At 69.8% G+C, this 14,122-nt stretch carries 17 protein-coding genes; 6 read left to right on the forward strand and 11 right to left on the reverse strand.

Features of this window, described 5'->3' with window-relative positions; genetic code table 11:
• Nucleotides 1-27: 27 nt before the first annotated feature.
• The 5 genes from minE to ACODSY_RS18560 all read right to left on the reverse strand — a co-directional run bounded on the left by minE (nt 28) and on the right by ACODSY_RS18560 (nt 3,392).
• Nucleotides 28-342 (reverse strand): cell division topological specificity factor MinE, encoded by a 315-nt coding sequence (minE, locus tag ACODSY_RS18540; RefSeq protein ID WP_488953336.1) that lies wholly within the window; start codon nt 340-342, stop codon nt 28-30.
• Nucleotides 339-1,160 carry a septum site-determining protein MinD gene (minD, locus tag ACODSY_RS18545; protein ID WP_488953337.1) on the reverse strand — a complete coding sequence of 274 codons (822 nt, stop codon included), beginning with the start codon at nt 1,158-1,160 and terminating at the stop codon, nt 339-341. Before minD ends, minE begins: the two co-directional genes overlap by 4 nt.
• Before the next feature lie 39 nt (nt 1,161-1,199).
• Nucleotides 1,200-1,898, reverse strand: a complete 699-nt coding sequence (gene minC, locus ACODSY_RS18550) for a septum site-determining protein MinC (protein ID WP_488953338.1) — start codon at nt 1,896-1,898, stop codon at nt 1,200-1,202.
• Nucleotides 1,899-2,037: 139 nt separating this feature from the next.
• Nucleotides 2,038-3,039 (reverse strand): ATP-dependent DNA ligase, encoded by a 1,002-nt coding sequence (locus tag ACODSY_RS18555; RefSeq protein WP_488953339.1) that lies wholly within the window; start codon nt 3,037-3,039, stop codon nt 2,038-2,040.
• 20 nt (nt 3,040-3,059) lie between these two features.
• On the reverse strand, nt 3,060-3,392 hold the full coding sequence (locus ACODSY_RS18560; protein WP_488953341.1) for a DUF1491 family protein: 333 nt from the start codon (nt 3,390-3,392) through the stop codon (nt 3,060-3,062).
• Between the two features lie 171 nt (nt 3,393-3,563).
• Here ACODSY_RS18560 and ACODSY_RS18565 point away from each other — a divergent pair, with 171 nt between their 5' ends.
• Nucleotides 3,564-4,415 carry a hypothetical protein gene (locus ACODSY_RS18565; protein ID WP_488953342.1) on the forward strand — a complete coding sequence of 284 codons (852 nt, stop codon included), beginning with the start codon at nt 3,564-3,566 and terminating at the stop codon, nt 4,413-4,415.
• A gap of 15 nt (nt 4,416-4,430) precedes the next feature.
• Here the strand turns inward: ACODSY_RS18565 and ACODSY_RS18570 are convergent, their stop codons facing one another.
• On the reverse strand, nt 4,431-6,050 hold the full coding sequence (locus ACODSY_RS18570) for a sensor histidine kinase (RefSeq protein WP_488953343.1): 1,620 nt from the start codon (nt 6,048-6,050) through the stop codon (nt 4,431-4,433).
• 247 nt (nt 6,051-6,297) lie between these two features.
• On the opposite strand from ACODSY_RS18570, the gene ACODSY_RS18575 reads away from it, so the two are divergent.
• The 3 genes from ACODSY_RS18575 to ACODSY_RS18585 all read left to right on the forward strand — a co-directional run bounded on the left by ACODSY_RS18575 (nt 6,298) and on the right by ACODSY_RS18585 (nt 8,211).
• Nucleotides 6,298-6,990 carry a sensor histidine kinase gene (locus tag ACODSY_RS18575; protein WP_488953344.1) on the forward strand — a complete coding sequence of 231 codons (693 nt, stop codon included), beginning with the start codon at nt 6,298-6,300 and terminating at the stop codon, nt 6,988-6,990.
• 42 nt (nt 6,991-7,032) lie between these two features.
• Entirely contained in the window at nt 7,033-7,455 is a 423-nt protein-coding gene (locus ACODSY_RS18580; RefSeq protein ID WP_488953345.1) for a SufE family protein, read from the forward strand.
• Between the two features lie 96 nt (nt 7,456-7,551).
• Entirely contained in the window at nt 7,552-8,211 is a 660-nt protein-coding gene (locus ACODSY_RS18585; RefSeq protein ID WP_488953346.1) for a peroxiredoxin, read from the forward strand.
• Between the two features lie 5 nt (nt 8,212-8,216).
• On the opposite strand, the gene ACODSY_RS18590 is transcribed toward ACODSY_RS18585, so the two are convergent.
• The 5 genes from ACODSY_RS18590 to ACODSY_RS18610 all read right to left on the reverse strand — a co-directional run bounded on the left by ACODSY_RS18590 (nt 8,217) and on the right by ACODSY_RS18610 (nt 11,259).
• On the reverse strand, nt 8,217-8,675 hold the full coding sequence (locus ACODSY_RS18590) for a YybH family protein (protein WP_488953348.1): 459 nt from the start codon (nt 8,673-8,675) through the stop codon (nt 8,217-8,219).
• Nucleotides 8,672-9,151, reverse strand: coding sequence for a motility/cell cycle regulatory protein MopJ (mopJ, locus tag ACODSY_RS18595; RefSeq protein ID WP_488953349.1), 480 nt, complete (start codon nt 9,149-9,151; stop codon nt 8,672-8,674). The genes ACODSY_RS18590 and mopJ overlap by 4 nt, the downstream gene beginning before the upstream one ends.
• 181 nt (nt 9,152-9,332) lie before the next feature.
• The gene (locus ACODSY_RS18600) at nt 9,333-9,752 is read right to left on the reverse strand and encodes a Ros/MucR family transcriptional regulator (RefSeq protein WP_488953351.1); all 420 of its coding nucleotides are present in this window, start codon (nt 9,750-9,752) and stop codon (nt 9,333-9,335) included.
• 292 nt (nt 9,753-10,044) lie between these two features.
• Complete coding sequence (locus tag ACODSY_RS18605) at nt 10,045-10,923, reverse strand: crotonase/enoyl-CoA hydratase family protein (protein ID WP_488953353.1); 879 nt, start codon at nt 10,921-10,923, stop codon at nt 10,045-10,047.
• A 111-nt stretch (nt 10,924-11,034) separates the two neighbouring features.
• Nucleotides 11,035-11,259 carry a hypothetical protein gene (locus ACODSY_RS18610; RefSeq protein WP_488953354.1) on the reverse strand — a complete coding sequence of 75 codons (225 nt, stop codon included), beginning with the start codon at nt 11,257-11,259 and terminating at the stop codon, nt 11,035-11,037.
• A gap of 233 nt (nt 11,260-11,492) precedes the next feature.
• Between ACODSY_RS18610 and ACODSY_RS18615 the strand changes: the two genes are divergently transcribed.
• Entirely contained in the window at nt 11,493-13,034 is a 1,542-nt protein-coding gene (locus tag ACODSY_RS18615) for an acyl-CoA synthetase (RefSeq protein WP_488953356.1), read from the forward strand.
• A gap of 124 nt (nt 13,035-13,158) precedes the next feature.
• Nucleotides 13,159-14,061, forward strand: a complete 903-nt coding sequence (locus ACODSY_RS18620; protein WP_488953358.1) for a PEPxxWA-CTERM sorting domain-containing protein — start codon at nt 13,159-13,161, stop codon at nt 14,059-14,061.
• Nucleotides 14,062-14,122 lie beyond the last annotated feature (61 nt).

A 14,122-nucleotide genomic window follows, 5' to 3' on the forward strand; every position in this document is an offset into this window, starting at 1 on the left:
GCGTATCCCGGCGGCGGAGCCGGGCGCCTAAGCGCTGCGCCGGCGCCGCGCCGGGGCCTTCGGGGCCGCGGCCTTCGGCGCCGGGGGCGCCAAAGCCGCATCCGGCATTTCGATGTCGATCTCCAGCGTCGAGACCTGCTCGCCGCGGTCCAGCTTCACCATCACCCGGTCGCGGTCGATCGGGATGTGGCGGGCTATCACCTCGAGGATCTCCTGCTTGAGAACGGCGGCCAGATCCGCGCCGCCCGTGAGCGCGCGCTCGTGCGCCAGCAGGACCTGGAGCCGCTCCCGGGCCACGGGCGCCGAAGTCCGGCCTCGGGTGAAGAAGTTCAAAATGCTCATGCCGCCGCCCTCTTGCCGAACAGGCGCGCCATGAGGCCCGGCTTCTCCTGGCGCGGCGTGCGCAAGGGGATCGTCTCGCCCATCAGGCGGCGGGCCGCGTCGTCGTAGGCCTTCGCGGCGGGCGAGGCCGGATTGTGCAGCGTGACCGGGCAGCCGACATTGGAGGCCGTGAGCACGTCGGGGCTCTCCTGCACGATGCCCAGCAGGGGGATCGCCAGGATCTCCAGCACGTCGTCGACCGTCATCATCTCGCCGCGCGACGCCCGCCCGGCGTCGAAGCGGGTGAGCAGGAGCTGCTTGTCGATCCGGTCGCCGGCCTCGGCCCGGCGGGTCTTGGAATCCAGCATGCCGATGATCCGATCCGAGTCGCGGACGGACGAGACTTCGGGATTGGTCACCACCACCGCCGTGTCGGCGAAGCGCATGGCCATGGTGGCGCCCTTCTCGATGCCGGCCGGGCTGTCGCAGATGATCCAGTCGAAGCTCTCGCGCAGCTCGTCGATGACCTTGCCGACGCCGGTCTCGGTCAGCGCATCCTTGTCGCGGGTCTGGGATGCGGGCAGCAGCGACAGGCTTTCCAGCCGTTTGTCGCGGATCAGGGCCTGCGGAAGCTTGGCGTCGCCCTGGACCACGTTGACCAGGTCGAAGACCACGCGCCGCTCGGCGCCCATCACCAGATCCAGGTTGCGCAGGCCGACGTCGAAATCGACCACCACCACCTTCTGCCCCGCGCGGGCCAGGGAGGCGCCAAGGGAGGCCGACGAGGTGGTCTTGCCCACCCCGCCCTTGCCGGACGTGACCACGACGACGTTGGACATTGTACTCACCGTTCCTTCCCCCGCCGTGCGGCGAGACTTTCAGTCGAGGGCCGTGAGGCGCAGCGCGCCGCGGTCGCAGCGCACCTGCACGGCGCGGCCGTGCAGGTCGGGGCCCCAGTTCTCGGCCGTGCGGTAGAGCTGGTCGACGCCGACCATCTCGGCCTCCAGCCGGGTGCAGAAGATGCGCGAGCCCACCGTCTTCAGGCCGGCGATGGCGCGGCCCCGCAGCGGGCCGTAGACGTGGATCGAGCCGCCGGCGATCACCTCCGCCCCGGAGGCGACCGACCCCACGATGGTGATGTCGCCGTCCTCGAAGACGACCGACTGGCCCGAGCGGACCGGGCGGTCGATCAGCATCGAGGCCGGCGTCGCCTGGGCCGGCGTACGTCCGGGCCGGGCCTCCAGGCTGCTGTCGCGGCCGTGGAGGTTGGTGGGCAGCTCGGCCCAGCGCGTGCCGGCCAGTTGGGACGGCGTCGCGCCCTCCACACCCACGATCCGCATGCCACGAGCCGCCAGGCCATCCATCGCGATCGACAGGCCATCGCCGCCCAGGGCGTCGATCACGCCCGAGAGGTCGGCCACCACCGGGCGATCGGCGAAGAAGCCGGGCGCGCCATCGAGCTGGCGGTCCAGGGCGGCGAACCAGTCGCCGAAGGGGGCCTCTGGCGCGAGCACCATGGCCATGAAGCTGCGGCCCCGAATGCGGACCCAAGGCAGCGTATCCGCCGCGCCGTCCATGGCGCCTCCGTCCGTTCAATGGGATCGGGGCGTCTCGCTTCTGCGCGCCCCCGATCGATAGGGGTCGGAGATTCGTGGGGCATTCCTGCGGCTTGGCCACGCCGCACAAAAGCCGTCATGCAGCAGAGCTTGCGCGCGCTCAGCCGCGGCGGATCTGTTCGAAGGTGCATTGGCGCGGAGATTTGTCGGGCCGCCAGCGGACCAGTCGCGTCCCGTGCCGAAAGCGGCCGCCGGTCACCTGGTCGTAGCGCACCTCCACCACCAGCTCGGGGGCGAGCGGGACCCAGGCGCCCGTGCGCTCGGCGCTCCATCGACTGGGGCCGCCGGGCGCGTCGCCGGTGAAGCCTTCGCCCTTCACGGCCAGCAGCTTCTTCGTGAGCGCCGGCCGCTCGGCGTGCTTGATGGTCGACGTGAAGCCCACGTGGTGCAGCAGCCCGGCGTCGTCGTAGAGGCCGAGCAGGAGCGAGCCGGCTTCCTTCGTCCCCTCGGCATAGCGGAACCCGCCCACCACGCAGTCGGCGGTGCGGATCTTCTTGATCTTCAGCATGGCCCTTTCGCCGGGGACGTAGGGGCCGTCCAGACGCTTGGCGACCACGCCATCCAGGGACGAGCCCAGTTGCTCCAGCCAGGCGCAGGCCTCGGCCCGCTTCGTCGTCCCCGGCGAGAGCTTCAGCTGCGGCGCGCCGCCGAAGCGCTTGAAGAGCGCCTCCAGCGCCTTGCGGCGATCACGGAGCGGCGCGCCGATCAGGGCGCCGTCCTGCGCGTCCATCAGGCAGTCGAACAGCATGAACGTCGCCGGCTGTTCGGCCGCCAGCTTGCGGACGCGGCTCTCGGCGGGATGCAATCGCATCTGCAACGCCTCGAACGAGGGCTCTCCCTCCACGGCGATGGTCAGCTCGCCGTCGACGACGAACCGGTCGACCGGCAGGTTCCGCATCACCTCGACCATGTCGGGGAAAAACCGGTTCAGCGGCTTGCCAGACTTGGCCTTGAGCAGGACCTCGTCGCCCGAGCGATAGGCCAGGCAGCGGAAGCCATCCCACTTGGGCTCGAACCGCCAGCCCGCCTCCTTTGGGATCTCGTCGACGAGCTTGGCCTCCATCGTCGCGAGATCGAGCGGGATCGGCAGGTCGGAGAGCATGCGGGCGGAAAGCCGCAGCTTCAGCTCCGTTCCACGGGCTCCACCAGGAAGTGGCGGCCCTCGCGATCCTCGATCTCGACCACCCAGACGTCGGGGTCGATGCGGACGGCGCGTTCGATGTAGCGGTCGAGGTCCGGTTCCTCGCGCGAGGCGGCCGGCTCCATCCAGACGCGCTCGCCGTCGCCACGCGTCGCCTCGGACAGCAGTCGCGCCTCGCCGGTGGAGCGGTTCAGCACCTTGACCAGCACGGCGCCGGCCCGGGGATCGCCCTTGCGCGCCACGACGGCGAAGCCGCCGCCGATCTCGACGCGGCGGATGAGGGCGCCGACCCAGATGTCGGTGGAAAGCAGCATGCAGCGGAGTTAGCGCGTCTTCGGCGCGGACGAAATCGTTAACCCTGTCCTTCCACCTCGCCTCAACCACGGGGGACTAAGCCGGAGCGTTCAGACGGCCGAACCAAGGCCGCGCCAGATGGTGGACGCATGACGAGCACGCGCAGAAGCGCGAGGCCGGCGTCTCGGTGGATGGGGTTGGTGGCAGGCGCGCTCGCCGCCCTGCCGTGCGCTGCGCTCGCGCAGCCGTCGGACCTGTTCTTCGAGCGCTCGGCGATGACCGCGGCCGACAGCCGCTGCGGCCTCTTCACGCCCGAAGTGTCCGCCGCGCTGGCCGCCGGCGCGGCCCAGGCACGGGGCGCGGCCCTGCGCGCCGGCGCCGACCCCAAGATGCTGACCGCACGCGAGTCCGCCGCTCGCGCCTATGCCGCGCGGCTGAACTGCCGCAGCCCGCAGGTGCTGGCCGAGGCGCAGCGCGTCCAGCAGGCCTATTCCGGCTATGCCCGTGTCACCCGGATGACCTATCCCGGCGACGTCGCGGACTGGCGCGCCGATCGCGGCAGCGGCCGCAACGCCCGTTGGCGACTGGCGCAGGACACGGCGTTCAGCGGCGGCCGGATGACGTTCGGCCTAGCGGGCCGCGAGGGGGCCAACGCCCTGGTGGCCGTGGCGGACTTCGCCGACGGCCAGGCGCCTTACGCGGCGCGCCTGGTGCTGCGCGACGACAACCGCACGATGGGCCCGTACCTGGACGGCCGCGCAAAGGGCCAGCCCCTCAGCCGCAAGCTGCCCCCGCGCGGCGCGACCCGCGCCTTCATGGCCGAGGCGCGCGATCAGGCCGACGACCTGCTGCTGCCCAAGGGTTCGGACGAAGGCTGGGCGTTCCGCTTCCCGGCCGCCGCCGCCCAGGCCCTGGCCGACCTGGACCCGCGCGAAGCGGTGGCGGTGGAATTCCTGTTCGCCGGCGAACGCGTGCGTACGGCCTATGTGGAGGTCGGCGACTTCGCCGCTGGCCGCGCCTTCCTGCAGCTGGCGTCGCGCTAACGGCGCTGGGCGCGCCTAGTTCGCCTTGCGCAGGCGGACGGGTTCCGCGGCTTCCTGCGCCAGCACCGGCATCCGGATGGTGACGGTGGTGCCCTCGCCCACCGCGCTCTCCACCGTCATGTCGCCGCCGTGCAGGCGGGCGAAGGCGCGGACCAGGGAGAGGCCCAGGCCGGAGCCCGCCGCCCGCTGCTCGGCGTCGCCGGCCTGTTCGTAGGGCCGGCCCAGGCGATGCAGGTCGTCGGGGGCGATGCCGACGCCGGTGTCGGCCACCACCAGCTCCAGCATGTCGCCGGCGCCCTGGACGGTAACGGTCACCGAGCCGCCGCGGGGCGTGAACTTGAGCGCGTTGGAGATCAGGTTGAGCGCGATCTGCTTGACCGCCCGCTTGTCGGCGTCGGCGTAGAGCGGGCCGATGGGCAGGACGCCGCGCAGGTTGACCCCGGCGCGGTCAGCTTGGCCGCGCATCAGGCGCAGGACGGCGGCCACGGCGTCGCGGGCGTCGAAGGTCTCGAGGCTGAGCTCGAACTTCTCGGCCTCGATCTTGGACATGTCGAGCACGTCGTTGATCAGTTCGAGCAGGTGCGTGCCGCTCTCGTGGATCAGCTCGGCGTACTCGGCGTAGCGGTCGCCCAGGGGGCCGAACAGGCGCTGCCGCATGATGTCGGAGAAGCCCATGATCGCGTTGAGCGGCGTGCGGAGCTCGTGGCTCATGTTGGCCAGGAAGCGTGACTTGCCGGCGTTCTGCTGCTCGGCGGCGACGCGTTCGGCCTCCAGGCGGCGTTCGCGGATGGCCTGATCGCGGGCGTCGCGCACGGCGGCCACAAAGCGGTCGGGGCCGGCGGCGCGCAGTGAAATCTCCAGCGCGCCCTCGGCGTCGTTGGCCGGAATGACGTAGACGCTGGCCCGGCCGTCGCGGGCGGCGGCGTGCAAGGCTGCCGCCAGCAGGGGCAGATCGTCGTCGGCGACGAGATGGCCCAGGCTACGGCCTTCGAGCTGGGAGGCCGCCTGGCCGGCCATCGTGGCGCCGGCGGCGTTCAGCACCCGCCCGCTGCGTTCGACCAGCGACAGCAGCAGCGGCTGGCCATCCAGCAGGGCCAGCACCTGTTCGGCGCGGTCGCGGCGGCGGGCGTCTCGCACCCCGGCGCCCTGGACACCGATCAAACCGACGGCGAAGCCCAGGGTGACGGTGCTGAGGGACAGGAGACCCAGCCAGGGCGCGACGGCCGGCGCGGCCGTGGGCAGTGGAAGCAGCATGGCGTCCATGGCCGAAACGGCGGCAGCGGCCAGCGACGCCGCGGCGCCCAGGGCCAGGGTGTCTCGGTTGCGGTAGGCCGCGGCCGCCGCGGCGGGGGCGAGGCACCAGGCCGCCAGCGGGCCCGCGGTTCCACCGGTCAGGTGGCAGGCCCCGGCGCCCGCGGCGCCCCAGATCAGGACACTGGCCGCGCGACCGACCCTGCCGAAGTTGGCCAGCAGCGCGCCCAGCATGGCGGCCACGCCGCCCATGCCCAGCGCCATCATCTCGGGACCGACCGGCAGCAGCCCCTGCACGGACAGGCCGCCCATCGTCACGGCGACCGCCAGCGCCCAGGCGGCATGCCATGGCAGCCCGGGCGCCGCATCGCTGCGGCGGCGCATCTTCGTCGATGGAGCTCGGGCCCGGGCCATGGCTCGTCTAGGAACCCCCGTCAGGTTCGAGGGCTGAGCCTACTTGCCGCAGGGGATTCGCGCGAGCGCGCACAGCTGCGCTATGTCGGACGCAAGACTTTCGTAAGCGCCATGCGCGACTTTGCAGGTCCCCTTCGACCAGGCCTATCGCCGTTCCATGCCTCAAGAGGCCCCTCCCAGCGCGAAACGGCGCGCCCACGCCCGATACGAGGCGGCAATGGACGAGCGGAAGCGTTCGTTCCTGCGCATGGTCAGCCATGAACTTCGCACGCCTCTGAACTCCATCCTGGGGTTCTCGGAAATTCTCACAGCGGAACTGTACGGCCCCTTGGGAGCTCCGCAGTACAAGGAATATGCCGGGATCATCCATGGCAGCGGCCAGAAGCTGCTGAAACTTGTGAATCAGGTGCTGGAAATCGCCCGCCTGGAGGGCAACACGGTGGCTTTCGACGCCGACGTCGAGCCGCTGGAGCCGGCGCTGGATGACGCCCTCGCGGCGCTGACGCCCGAGTTGGGAGTGCGCGATGTCCGCATCGAGATCGTCGGCCGCGGCGCCCTGCCGGCCGTCACCGCCGACGGCCGCGGCCTGCGCTCGGTCTTGACCCACCTGCTGCACAACGCCGTCGTGTTCTCGCCCGAGGGCGGGATCGTACGGGTCAGCGCGGCGGTCGTGGCCGGGGAAGTGGACATCCTGATCCGAGACGAGGGCGACGGCGTGGACCCCGCGCAGCTCCAGCGGCTGATGGCGCCCTTCGAGCAGGGCGAAAATGCGCTGACCCGCAAGACCGAGGGCGCGGGCCTGGGCCTGCCGATCGCCGACATGACCTGCGCGGCCATGGGCGGGCGGCTGAGACTATCTTCGGCGCCGGGCGCGGGCCTCACCGCCGAGGTGCGCCTGCCGGCGGCCTGATCCACGGTTGCCAGCACTCCGCCGGGTCCCTAAGTGGCCGGCATGACGATCGAAACCGCGCTTGCCGAACTCGCCGACGAGTTCGAGCTCCTGGGCGACTGGGAGGAGCGCTACCGCTATGTGATCGAGCTGGGCAAGGAGCTCGATCCGCTCACCGACGCCGAGCGGACCGACCCCTACAAGGTGCGCGGCTGCGCCAGCCAGGTCTGGCTGGTCACCGAGCCGCAGACCGACGGGACGCTGCGCTTCCGCGGCGATTCCGACGCCCACATCGTCCGCGGGCTGATCGCTATCCTGATGCGCCTCTACTCGGGCCGCGCCCCCGCCGAGATCCTGGCCTTCGACGCCAAGGCGGCCTTCGAGCAACTGGGCCTCGCCGGCGCCCTTTCGACGCAGCGCTCGAACGGCCTGGCCTCCATGGTCGCCCGCATCCGCCGCGACGCCGAGGTCGCCCAGGCCGCCTAGCTTCCGCAGGGCCCTTCTGTCGCGCGACGCATGCGCCTAAGTGTCCGCGCAGCGACGGCCCACGGGGCAGCGCGCACCAGTCTACGGAGCATCCCAATGAGCCTGAGCATCGGCGCCGTCGCGCCCGACTTCGAAGCCGAGACCACCGAAGGGCCCATTCGCTTCCACGACTGGATCGGCGACTCCTGGGCGATCATCTTCTCGCATCCCAAGGACTTCACGCCGGTCTGCACCACCGAGCTGGGCTACATGGCCCGCCTGAATCCCGAGTTCGACAAGCGCAACGTCAAGATCATCGGCCTTTCCGTCGACCCGGTCGGCAACCACGCGAAGTGGGCGGAGGACATCGCCGCCACCCAGGGGACCGCGCCCAACTTCCCGATGATCGGCGACACCGACCTGAACGTGTCCAAGCTCTACAACATGCTGCCGGCGGCCACCGACGGCGGCTCGGACGGTCGCACCGCCGCCGACAACCACACGGTCCGCACGGTGTTCGTCATCGGCCCGGACAAGAAGATCAAGCTGATGATCAGCTACCCGATGACCACAGGCCGGAACTTCGACGAGATCCTGCGGGTGGTGGATTCCATGCAGCTCACCGCCAAGCATCGGGTCGCGACGCCGGTGAACTGGCAGCCCGGCGAGAACGTGATCATCGCCGGCTCGGTCTCGGACGACGAGGCCAAGACCCTCTACCCTAATGGCTGGGACGCGCCGCGCCCCTACCTGCGCATCGTCCCGCAGCCGAAGTAGGCGCCTTACGGCTCCTTCGACGACACGTGGTTCAGGGCGATGACCCAACGGCCATCCACCTTGCGCATCAGGCGGGTGTTTATCCCGTCCTGCGGGTTCTGCGGCCGGTCGAGCTGATAGCGGCTGATCAGCTGGGCGGCGTCGGGGGCCAGCATCTCGATGCGGATGTCGAAGAAGCGCAGCCTGCCGCGCTTCTCCGGCGCGCCGCCGTAGTCGCGGACGTAGTGGTCCAGCGTGCCTTGCCACCCGTCCTGGAACCGGCCCTTGGACACGAACACCACGCCGGGGTTCTGGAAGCCCGCCATGTAGCCGGGGAAATCGCCACGGTTCCAGGCGGCCTCCATGTCGGCGATCACCTGGCGGATGGCGGCTTTCTCGGCGTCCGCGTTGAGGACGGACTGGGCGAGCGCCGGCCCGGCCAGCAGAGCAAGAGCCAGACCCGCGAAGGCCGCGCGCCGGATCATGCCGCCGGGCGGATGCCGCTCTGCACAGGCCCGAGGCCCACGACGGCGTCGTAGCCCAGGATCATGTCCACTTCCGAGCCCTTGGTGGCCAGCGGCAGCCGGATCCAGATCAGCGACAGGTGCGAGGCGCCGCGCCAGGCCAGATTGTGGACGCCCACGCCGGGCTTGCGCTGCTTCACCACCCGGCCCAGCTCTTGGCGCCAGTATTCGGCGGCGGAGGTGTTGTAGATTTCGGAGAAGCTGCGGCCAGTGATTTCGCGGCCATAGACATTGTAGAGGCCGGTGCCGGCGAGACGGACCCGGTAGTCGTCCGCCACCTCGATCAGGCTGACGGTCGGCAGCAGGCGCTTCATGTCGGCGGGGTCCAGCCGCCGCTTGGGCGGCACGGACGTGTCCGCTCGCAGCGAGCTCCAGTAGGCGAACAGTTCTTCGTGGGCGCGGATCGCCGCGGCCGGGGGCGCCATTTGCGTCGCCATCTTCAGTTACTCGGACAATGGCTTGGATTCATGACGAATCACATGTCGCCTGATCCGCGAATCGGCGGCAAGCGCGAAACGCCGTCCGGGCTGTAAAAGTGGTTAACGGCGCGCCCGAAAGCAGAACGCCCGCCGGAGGCCGGCGGGCGTTCGCAGATCGTCGATCGGTGGGCGGAAGCGCCTAGCGCTTCTTGCGCGGCGCCTGACGGCCGCCTTGGCCCAGCCCCATCTGCTTGGCCAGGTCCGAACGCGCCTTGGCGTAGTTCGGAGCGACCATCGGATAGTCCTTCGCGAGGCCCCACTTGGAGCGGTATTCCTCGGGGCTCATGTTGTACTTGGTGCGCAGGTGACGCTTCAGCGACTTGAACTTGCGGCCGTCCTCCAGGCACACGAGGTAGTCCGGCGTGATCGACCGGCGGATCGGCACGGCCGGTTCCTTCGGCGCGACTTCAACCGTCTCGGCCCCCGAAGAGACACCGGCGAGCGCCCGGTGGACGCTTTGGATCAGGCCGGGAAGGTCCGCCGCCGCGACAGTGTTGTTCCCCACATACGCGGAAACAATGTCCGCGGTCATCTCGATGACTTCCGACTTTTCGTCCATTTTCTTGGTTCCGAAGGTTGGACGCCAGCAGCGGCGCTCAGTGATTCACAAGATCGGTGCGCCGTCATTATCGGCATCGTCGGCTGCACACAACAGAGAAATAGAGCAACGCCACCTCGCCTATTCCGAGAACAGAAGTCCAGCGCAACGCAAACAACAGGCCTTCGCGTAGGTGAGTTCGCGCCCGCCAGTACCTGCGCAATGCGGTTTCAGCCCCCGCCACGCCCGAGACGTTCAAAACGAAACGACGCCCGCGAGGGGCGCCGTCCGTCGTCTATTTGACAGTGCCAGGCTAGCTGAACGTCGGCGGCGCCCAGTGCGGCCAAATGTCGGGCAGGTCCTTCGACACCTTGTCGGGATAGTTCGGCGGCCGCTTCTCCAGGAACGACGTCACGCCTTCGCGCGCGTCGGCGGCGCGGCCACGGGCCTGGATGCCGCGGCTATCGGCCTTGTGGGCCTCCATCGGATGCGACGCGCCGGCCATGCGCCAGATGAGCTGGCGGGTGATGGCCACCGACACGGGCGCGGTGTTGTCGGCGATCTCGCGGGCGATGGCGCGGGCCGCGGGCAGCAGGTCGTCCGGCGCGTGCACCGAGCGCACCAGGCCGCGCTCGGCGGCCTCCTGGGCGGGGAAGATGCGGCCGGTGTAGCACCACTCCAGCGCGGTCTGCACACCCACCAGCCGCGGCAGGAACCACGAGGAGCAGGCTTCCGGGTTGATCCCGCGCCGGGCGAACACGAAGCCATAGCGGGCCGTGTCCGACGCCAGGCGGATATCCATGGCCAGTTGCATGGTCACGCCCACGCCCACCGCCGCGCCGTTGCAAGCCGAGATCACCGGCTTGAGGCTGTCGAAGATGCGCAGCGTCAGCAGGCCGCCGCCGTCCCGCTGCACGCCGTCGCGGGTGCGCGCCTCGTTGTCCTCGGCGCTGCGCTTGTCGTAGTCGAAGGTCGCGCCGCCCGCCGACAGGTCGGCCCCGGCGCAGAACGCCCGCCCTGCGCCCGTGACGATCACCGCCCGCACATTGTCGTCGCCGTCCGTCTCGTCGAAGGCGGCGATCATGTCCTTCATCATCTGCGTGTTGAAGGCGTTCAGCTTGTCGGGCCGGTTCAGGGTGATGGTCGCGACGCCGTCCTCGACGGCGTAAAGCAGGGTCTCGAAGGTGGGCATGGGTTCGACGTCCTCGTCCTTGTTCGCCGTCAGTTCGGACCGGGTGACGGACGGGAGGTCAAGGGGGCTCGAGGGGCGCCGTTCGACCGCGAAGCCGAAGCCCGCGGCGATCTACTTCGCCGGCGCCTGGGCCAACTGGGCGGCGTCGGTCTTGTCGCCCTGCGCGACCTCTTCGACGAACTTGCGCGGGCAGACCTTCTTTTTGATCGTGCTGCCGACCACGGTCTCCTTCCGGCAGACAGGCTTCGCGGCCTTGGCCGGCGGCGCGCTGGGCGCAACGGCGTCGGAAGCGGGCGTGGCGCTTTGCAGAAGCGCGGCGAGCAGCAGGGCGACCATGGGACCTCCAGCAGGATTCGGTCCCGGAACCTTGATCGCCCACCGCGGGGATCGCGATGGCGGCGCGTCACATCGTGACGCTTGCGTCGCGCCTGATGCAGGTTCGGGCAGGCGCGGACGATTTCGCTCGATCGGAAGGCGCCCGAGCGCGGCTTGACGCACCCGACGTCAAGGTCCGCAATTCGCCCCTGAGGAAACCGGCCGGCGCGAAGACCGGCCCCGGGAGTGAACACATGCATCCGGCGACACACGCCAAGACCGATCCGGACCGCGCCGCCTACATCATGGCGGGCTCAGGCGAGACGGTGACCTACCGACAGCTCGACGAACGCTCGAACCAGGGGGCGCACCTGTTCCGGTCGCTGGGGCTGAATCCCGGCGACGTGATCGCGCTCTTCATGGACAACAACCCCCGCTTCTTCGAGATCGCCTGGGCTGCGCAGCGCAGCGGGCTCTACTACACCTGCATCTCCTCGAAGCTGACCGCCGGCGAGGTCGAGTACATCGTGGGCGACTGCGGCGCGCAGATCCTGATCACCTCGCCCGGAGTCGGCGGCGTGGTCGATGAGCTGCCGGGCGTGCTGCCGAAGTCGGTGAAGCTGTTCATGGTGGGCGACGCCCGGGCGCCCTACGCGAGCTTCGAGGCCGCTCGGGACAAGTTCCCGACCACGCCGATCGCCGACGAGACCGCCGGTTCGGACATGCTCTACTCCTCTGGCACTACCGGGCGGCCCAAGGGGATTAAGCCCGCGCTGACCGGGGCGGCGATCGACGAGCCGAACGCCCTGGTGATGATGACCCAGACGCTGTTCGGCTTCCCGCCGGGCTGCGTCTACATCTCGCCCGCCCCGCTCTATCACGCCGCGCCCCTGCGCTGGTGCATGAGCGTCCACAAGCTGGGCGGCACCGTCATCGTGATGGAGAAGTTCGACCCCGAGACCGCGCTGGCGCTGATCGAGAAGTACAAGGTCAACGTCGGCCAGTTCGTGCCCACCCACTTCGTGCGCATGCTGAAGCTGCCGGAAGAGGTGCGGAACAAGTACGACGTCAGCTCGATGGTCTCGGCGGTGCATGCCGCCGCGCCCTGCCCCGTGCCGGTGAAGGAGCAGATGATCGCCTGGTGGGGGCCGGTGATCTACGAGTACTACGCCGGGACCGAGGGCAACGGCTTCTGCTTCATCAAGTCCGAGGAGTGGTTGACCCACAAGGGCTCGGTAGGCCGCGCGATGATCGGCGAACTGCGCATCTGCGGCGAGGACGGCGAGCCCCTGCCTCCGCGGGCCGAGGGGGTGGTGCATTTCGCGGGCGGCCCCCCGCTGAGCTACCACAACGCCCCCGAGAAGATCGCCGAGGGCACAAACAAGCACGGCTGGACCACCCTGGGCGACGTGGGCTGGGCCGACGAGGAAGGCTACCTCTACCTCACCGACCGCAAGAGCTTCATGATCATCTCGGGCGGGGTGAACATCTATCCGCAGGAGATCGAGAACCTGCTGATCGGCCACCCGAAGGTGGCGGACGTGGCGGTGGTCGGCGCGCCGCACGAGGAGATGGGCGAACAGGTGGTGGCGGTGATCCAGCCGGCCGATTGGGCCGACGCCGGGGACGCGCTGCGCGACGAACTGATGGATTATGCCCGCAAGAACCTGAGCCACGTGAAGTCGCCGCGGAAGCTGGACTTCATGGAGGAGCTGCCGCGTCACCCGACCGGCAAGCTCTACAAGCGCCTGATCCGCGACGCCTACTGGGGCAAGGAGGGCTCGCGCATCGTCTGATCGACGCGGCGCGGGCCTTGCAGCCCACGCTCTCACGATCAGGCTGGCGTCTCGAAACCGCACAGCCGCAGACCACAGGAAAGCGCTCGTCCGAGTTGCTGGGGGTCGATCGGCGGGGCGTGAGATGCGGAAGTTCAATCAGATGGTCGCGGCGCTGGCGTTCGGCGCGGCCCTGACGGTGTCGGCGACGGGGGCCCAGGCTGCCACGGTCGTCCTGGACAAGGGCGCGATGGACCATGCCCGCACCGTGAACATCTCCGGCATCGGCGCCGTCTATGCCGCCCCGATGCAGTTCGCGACGATCTACGACGGCGCGCCCAAGAGCCTCGTGGCCTGGTGCGTGGACGTCTATCACTCGATCACGGCCAAGGACTACGCGCCGAACCTCCAGTACACCGACACCGCCACGCTCAGCACCGACTTCAACGGCAAGGCGCTGGACGACGGCGACGTGCGCAAGATCGGCCTGCTGGCCAACTACGGCCAGGCCCTGTTCGACGAACTCCCGGTGGCGCCGCCGCCGTTCACCGAGGTGGCGCCGAAGCGCAGCGACTTCCCGGCGGGCTCGGCCGGCACGACGGCCTACAACAACGCCAAGGCCGCCTACAACGCGCGCAAAGCCGCCGCCACCCAGGCCGTCGCCGACTACAACGCCGCGGTCGCGGCCCGCTACACGCGGCTGTCGGCCGTGCAGGGCGCGATCTGGCAAGTGGCGTCGAACCGCAATGTGACGAGCACCAATCACGACGCCGCCTTCGACCTGCTGGTCGACAACCTGTCGGGCGCCAACCTCACCGACTACTTCTACAACGGCCTGGGCGATGGCGATTTCGGGTTCACCCTGATCACGCCGGTCCAGCAATATGGCGGCAAGTACGGCAAGACCCCGCTGTCGCTGACCCAGTCGTTCGTCTTCGCCACAGGCGCGGTGCCCGAGCCGACCACCTGGGCGCTGATGATCCTGGGCTTCGGCGCGACCGGCGCCGCCCTGCGCCACAAGCGCCGAGCGTCGGCCGCCCTGGCCTAGCGCGCGTCGGGCGGCCCCGCCGTCTGACGCTGCGTCCGCCTTGCCCTCGTCCGAACAGATG

The organism is Phenylobacterium sp. FG114 (genome assembly GCF_057809855.1).

Excerpts from the sequence above, each read along its gene's own strand:
- ACODSY_RS18605 (WP_488953353.1), bottom strand. The coding sequence starts at position 10,923 with ATGCCCACCTTCGAGACCCTGCTTTACGCCGTCGAGGACGGCGTCGCG.
- ACODSY_RS18570 (WP_488953343.1), bottom strand. The coding sequence starts at position 6,050 with ATGCGCCGCCGCAGCGATGCGGCGCCCGGGCTGCCATGGCATGCCGCC.
- ACODSY_RS18610 (WP_488953354.1), bottom strand. The coding sequence starts at position 11,259 with ATGGTCGCCCTGCTGCTCGCCGCGCTTCTGCAAAGCGCCACGCCCGCT.
- minC (WP_488953338.1), bottom strand. The coding sequence starts at position 1,898 with ATGGACGGCGCGGCGGATACGCTGCCTTGGGTCCGCATTCGGGGCCGC.
- ACODSY_RS18615 (WP_488953356.1), top strand. The coding sequence starts at position 11,493 with ATGCATCCGGCGACACACGCCAAGACCGATCCGGACCGCGCCGCCTAC.
- ACODSY_RS18565 (WP_488953342.1), top strand. The coding sequence starts at position 3,564 with ATGGGGTTGGTGGCAGGCGCGCTCGCCGCCCTGCCGTGCGCTGCGCTC.
- ACODSY_RS18600 (WP_488953351.1), bottom strand. The coding sequence starts at position 9,752 with ATGGACGAAAAGTCGGAAGTCATCGAGATGACCGCGGACATTGTTTCC.
- ACODSY_RS18560 (WP_488953341.1), bottom strand. The coding sequence starts at position 3,392 with ATGCTGCTTTCCACCGACATCTGGGTCGGCGCCCTCATCCGCCGCGTC.
- ACODSY_RS18590 (WP_488953348.1), bottom strand. The coding sequence starts at position 8,675 with ATGATCCGGCGCGCGGCCTTCGCGGGTCTGGCTCTTGCTCTGCTGGCC.
- mopJ (WP_488953349.1), bottom strand. The coding sequence starts at position 9,151 with ATGGCGACGCAAATGGCGCCCCCGGCCGCGGCGATCCGCGCCCACGAA.
- minE (WP_488953336.1), bottom strand. The coding sequence starts at position 342 with ATGAGCATTTTGAACTTCTTCACCCGAGGCCGGACTTCGGCGCCCGTG.
- minD (WP_488953337.1), bottom strand. The coding sequence starts at position 1,160 with ATGTCCAACGTCGTCGTGGTCACGTCCGGCAAGGGCGGGGTGGGCAAG.
- ACODSY_RS18585 (WP_488953346.1), top strand. The coding sequence starts at position 7,552 with ATGAGCCTGAGCATCGGCGCCGTCGCGCCCGACTTCGAAGCCGAGACC.
- ACODSY_RS18620 (WP_488953358.1), top strand. The coding sequence starts at position 13,159 with ATGCGGAAGTTCAATCAGATGGTCGCGGCGCTGGCGTTCGGCGCGGCC.
- ACODSY_RS18575 (WP_488953344.1), top strand. The coding sequence starts at position 6,298 with ATGGACGAGCGGAAGCGTTCGTTCCTGCGCATGGTCAGCCATGAACTT.
- ACODSY_RS18555 (WP_488953339.1), bottom strand. The coding sequence starts at position 3,039 with ATGCTCTCCGACCTGCCGATCCCGCTCGATCTCGCGACGATGGAGGCC.
- ACODSY_RS18580 (WP_488953345.1), top strand. The coding sequence starts at position 7,033 with ATGACGATCGAAACCGCGCTTGCCGAACTCGCCGACGAGTTCGAGCTC.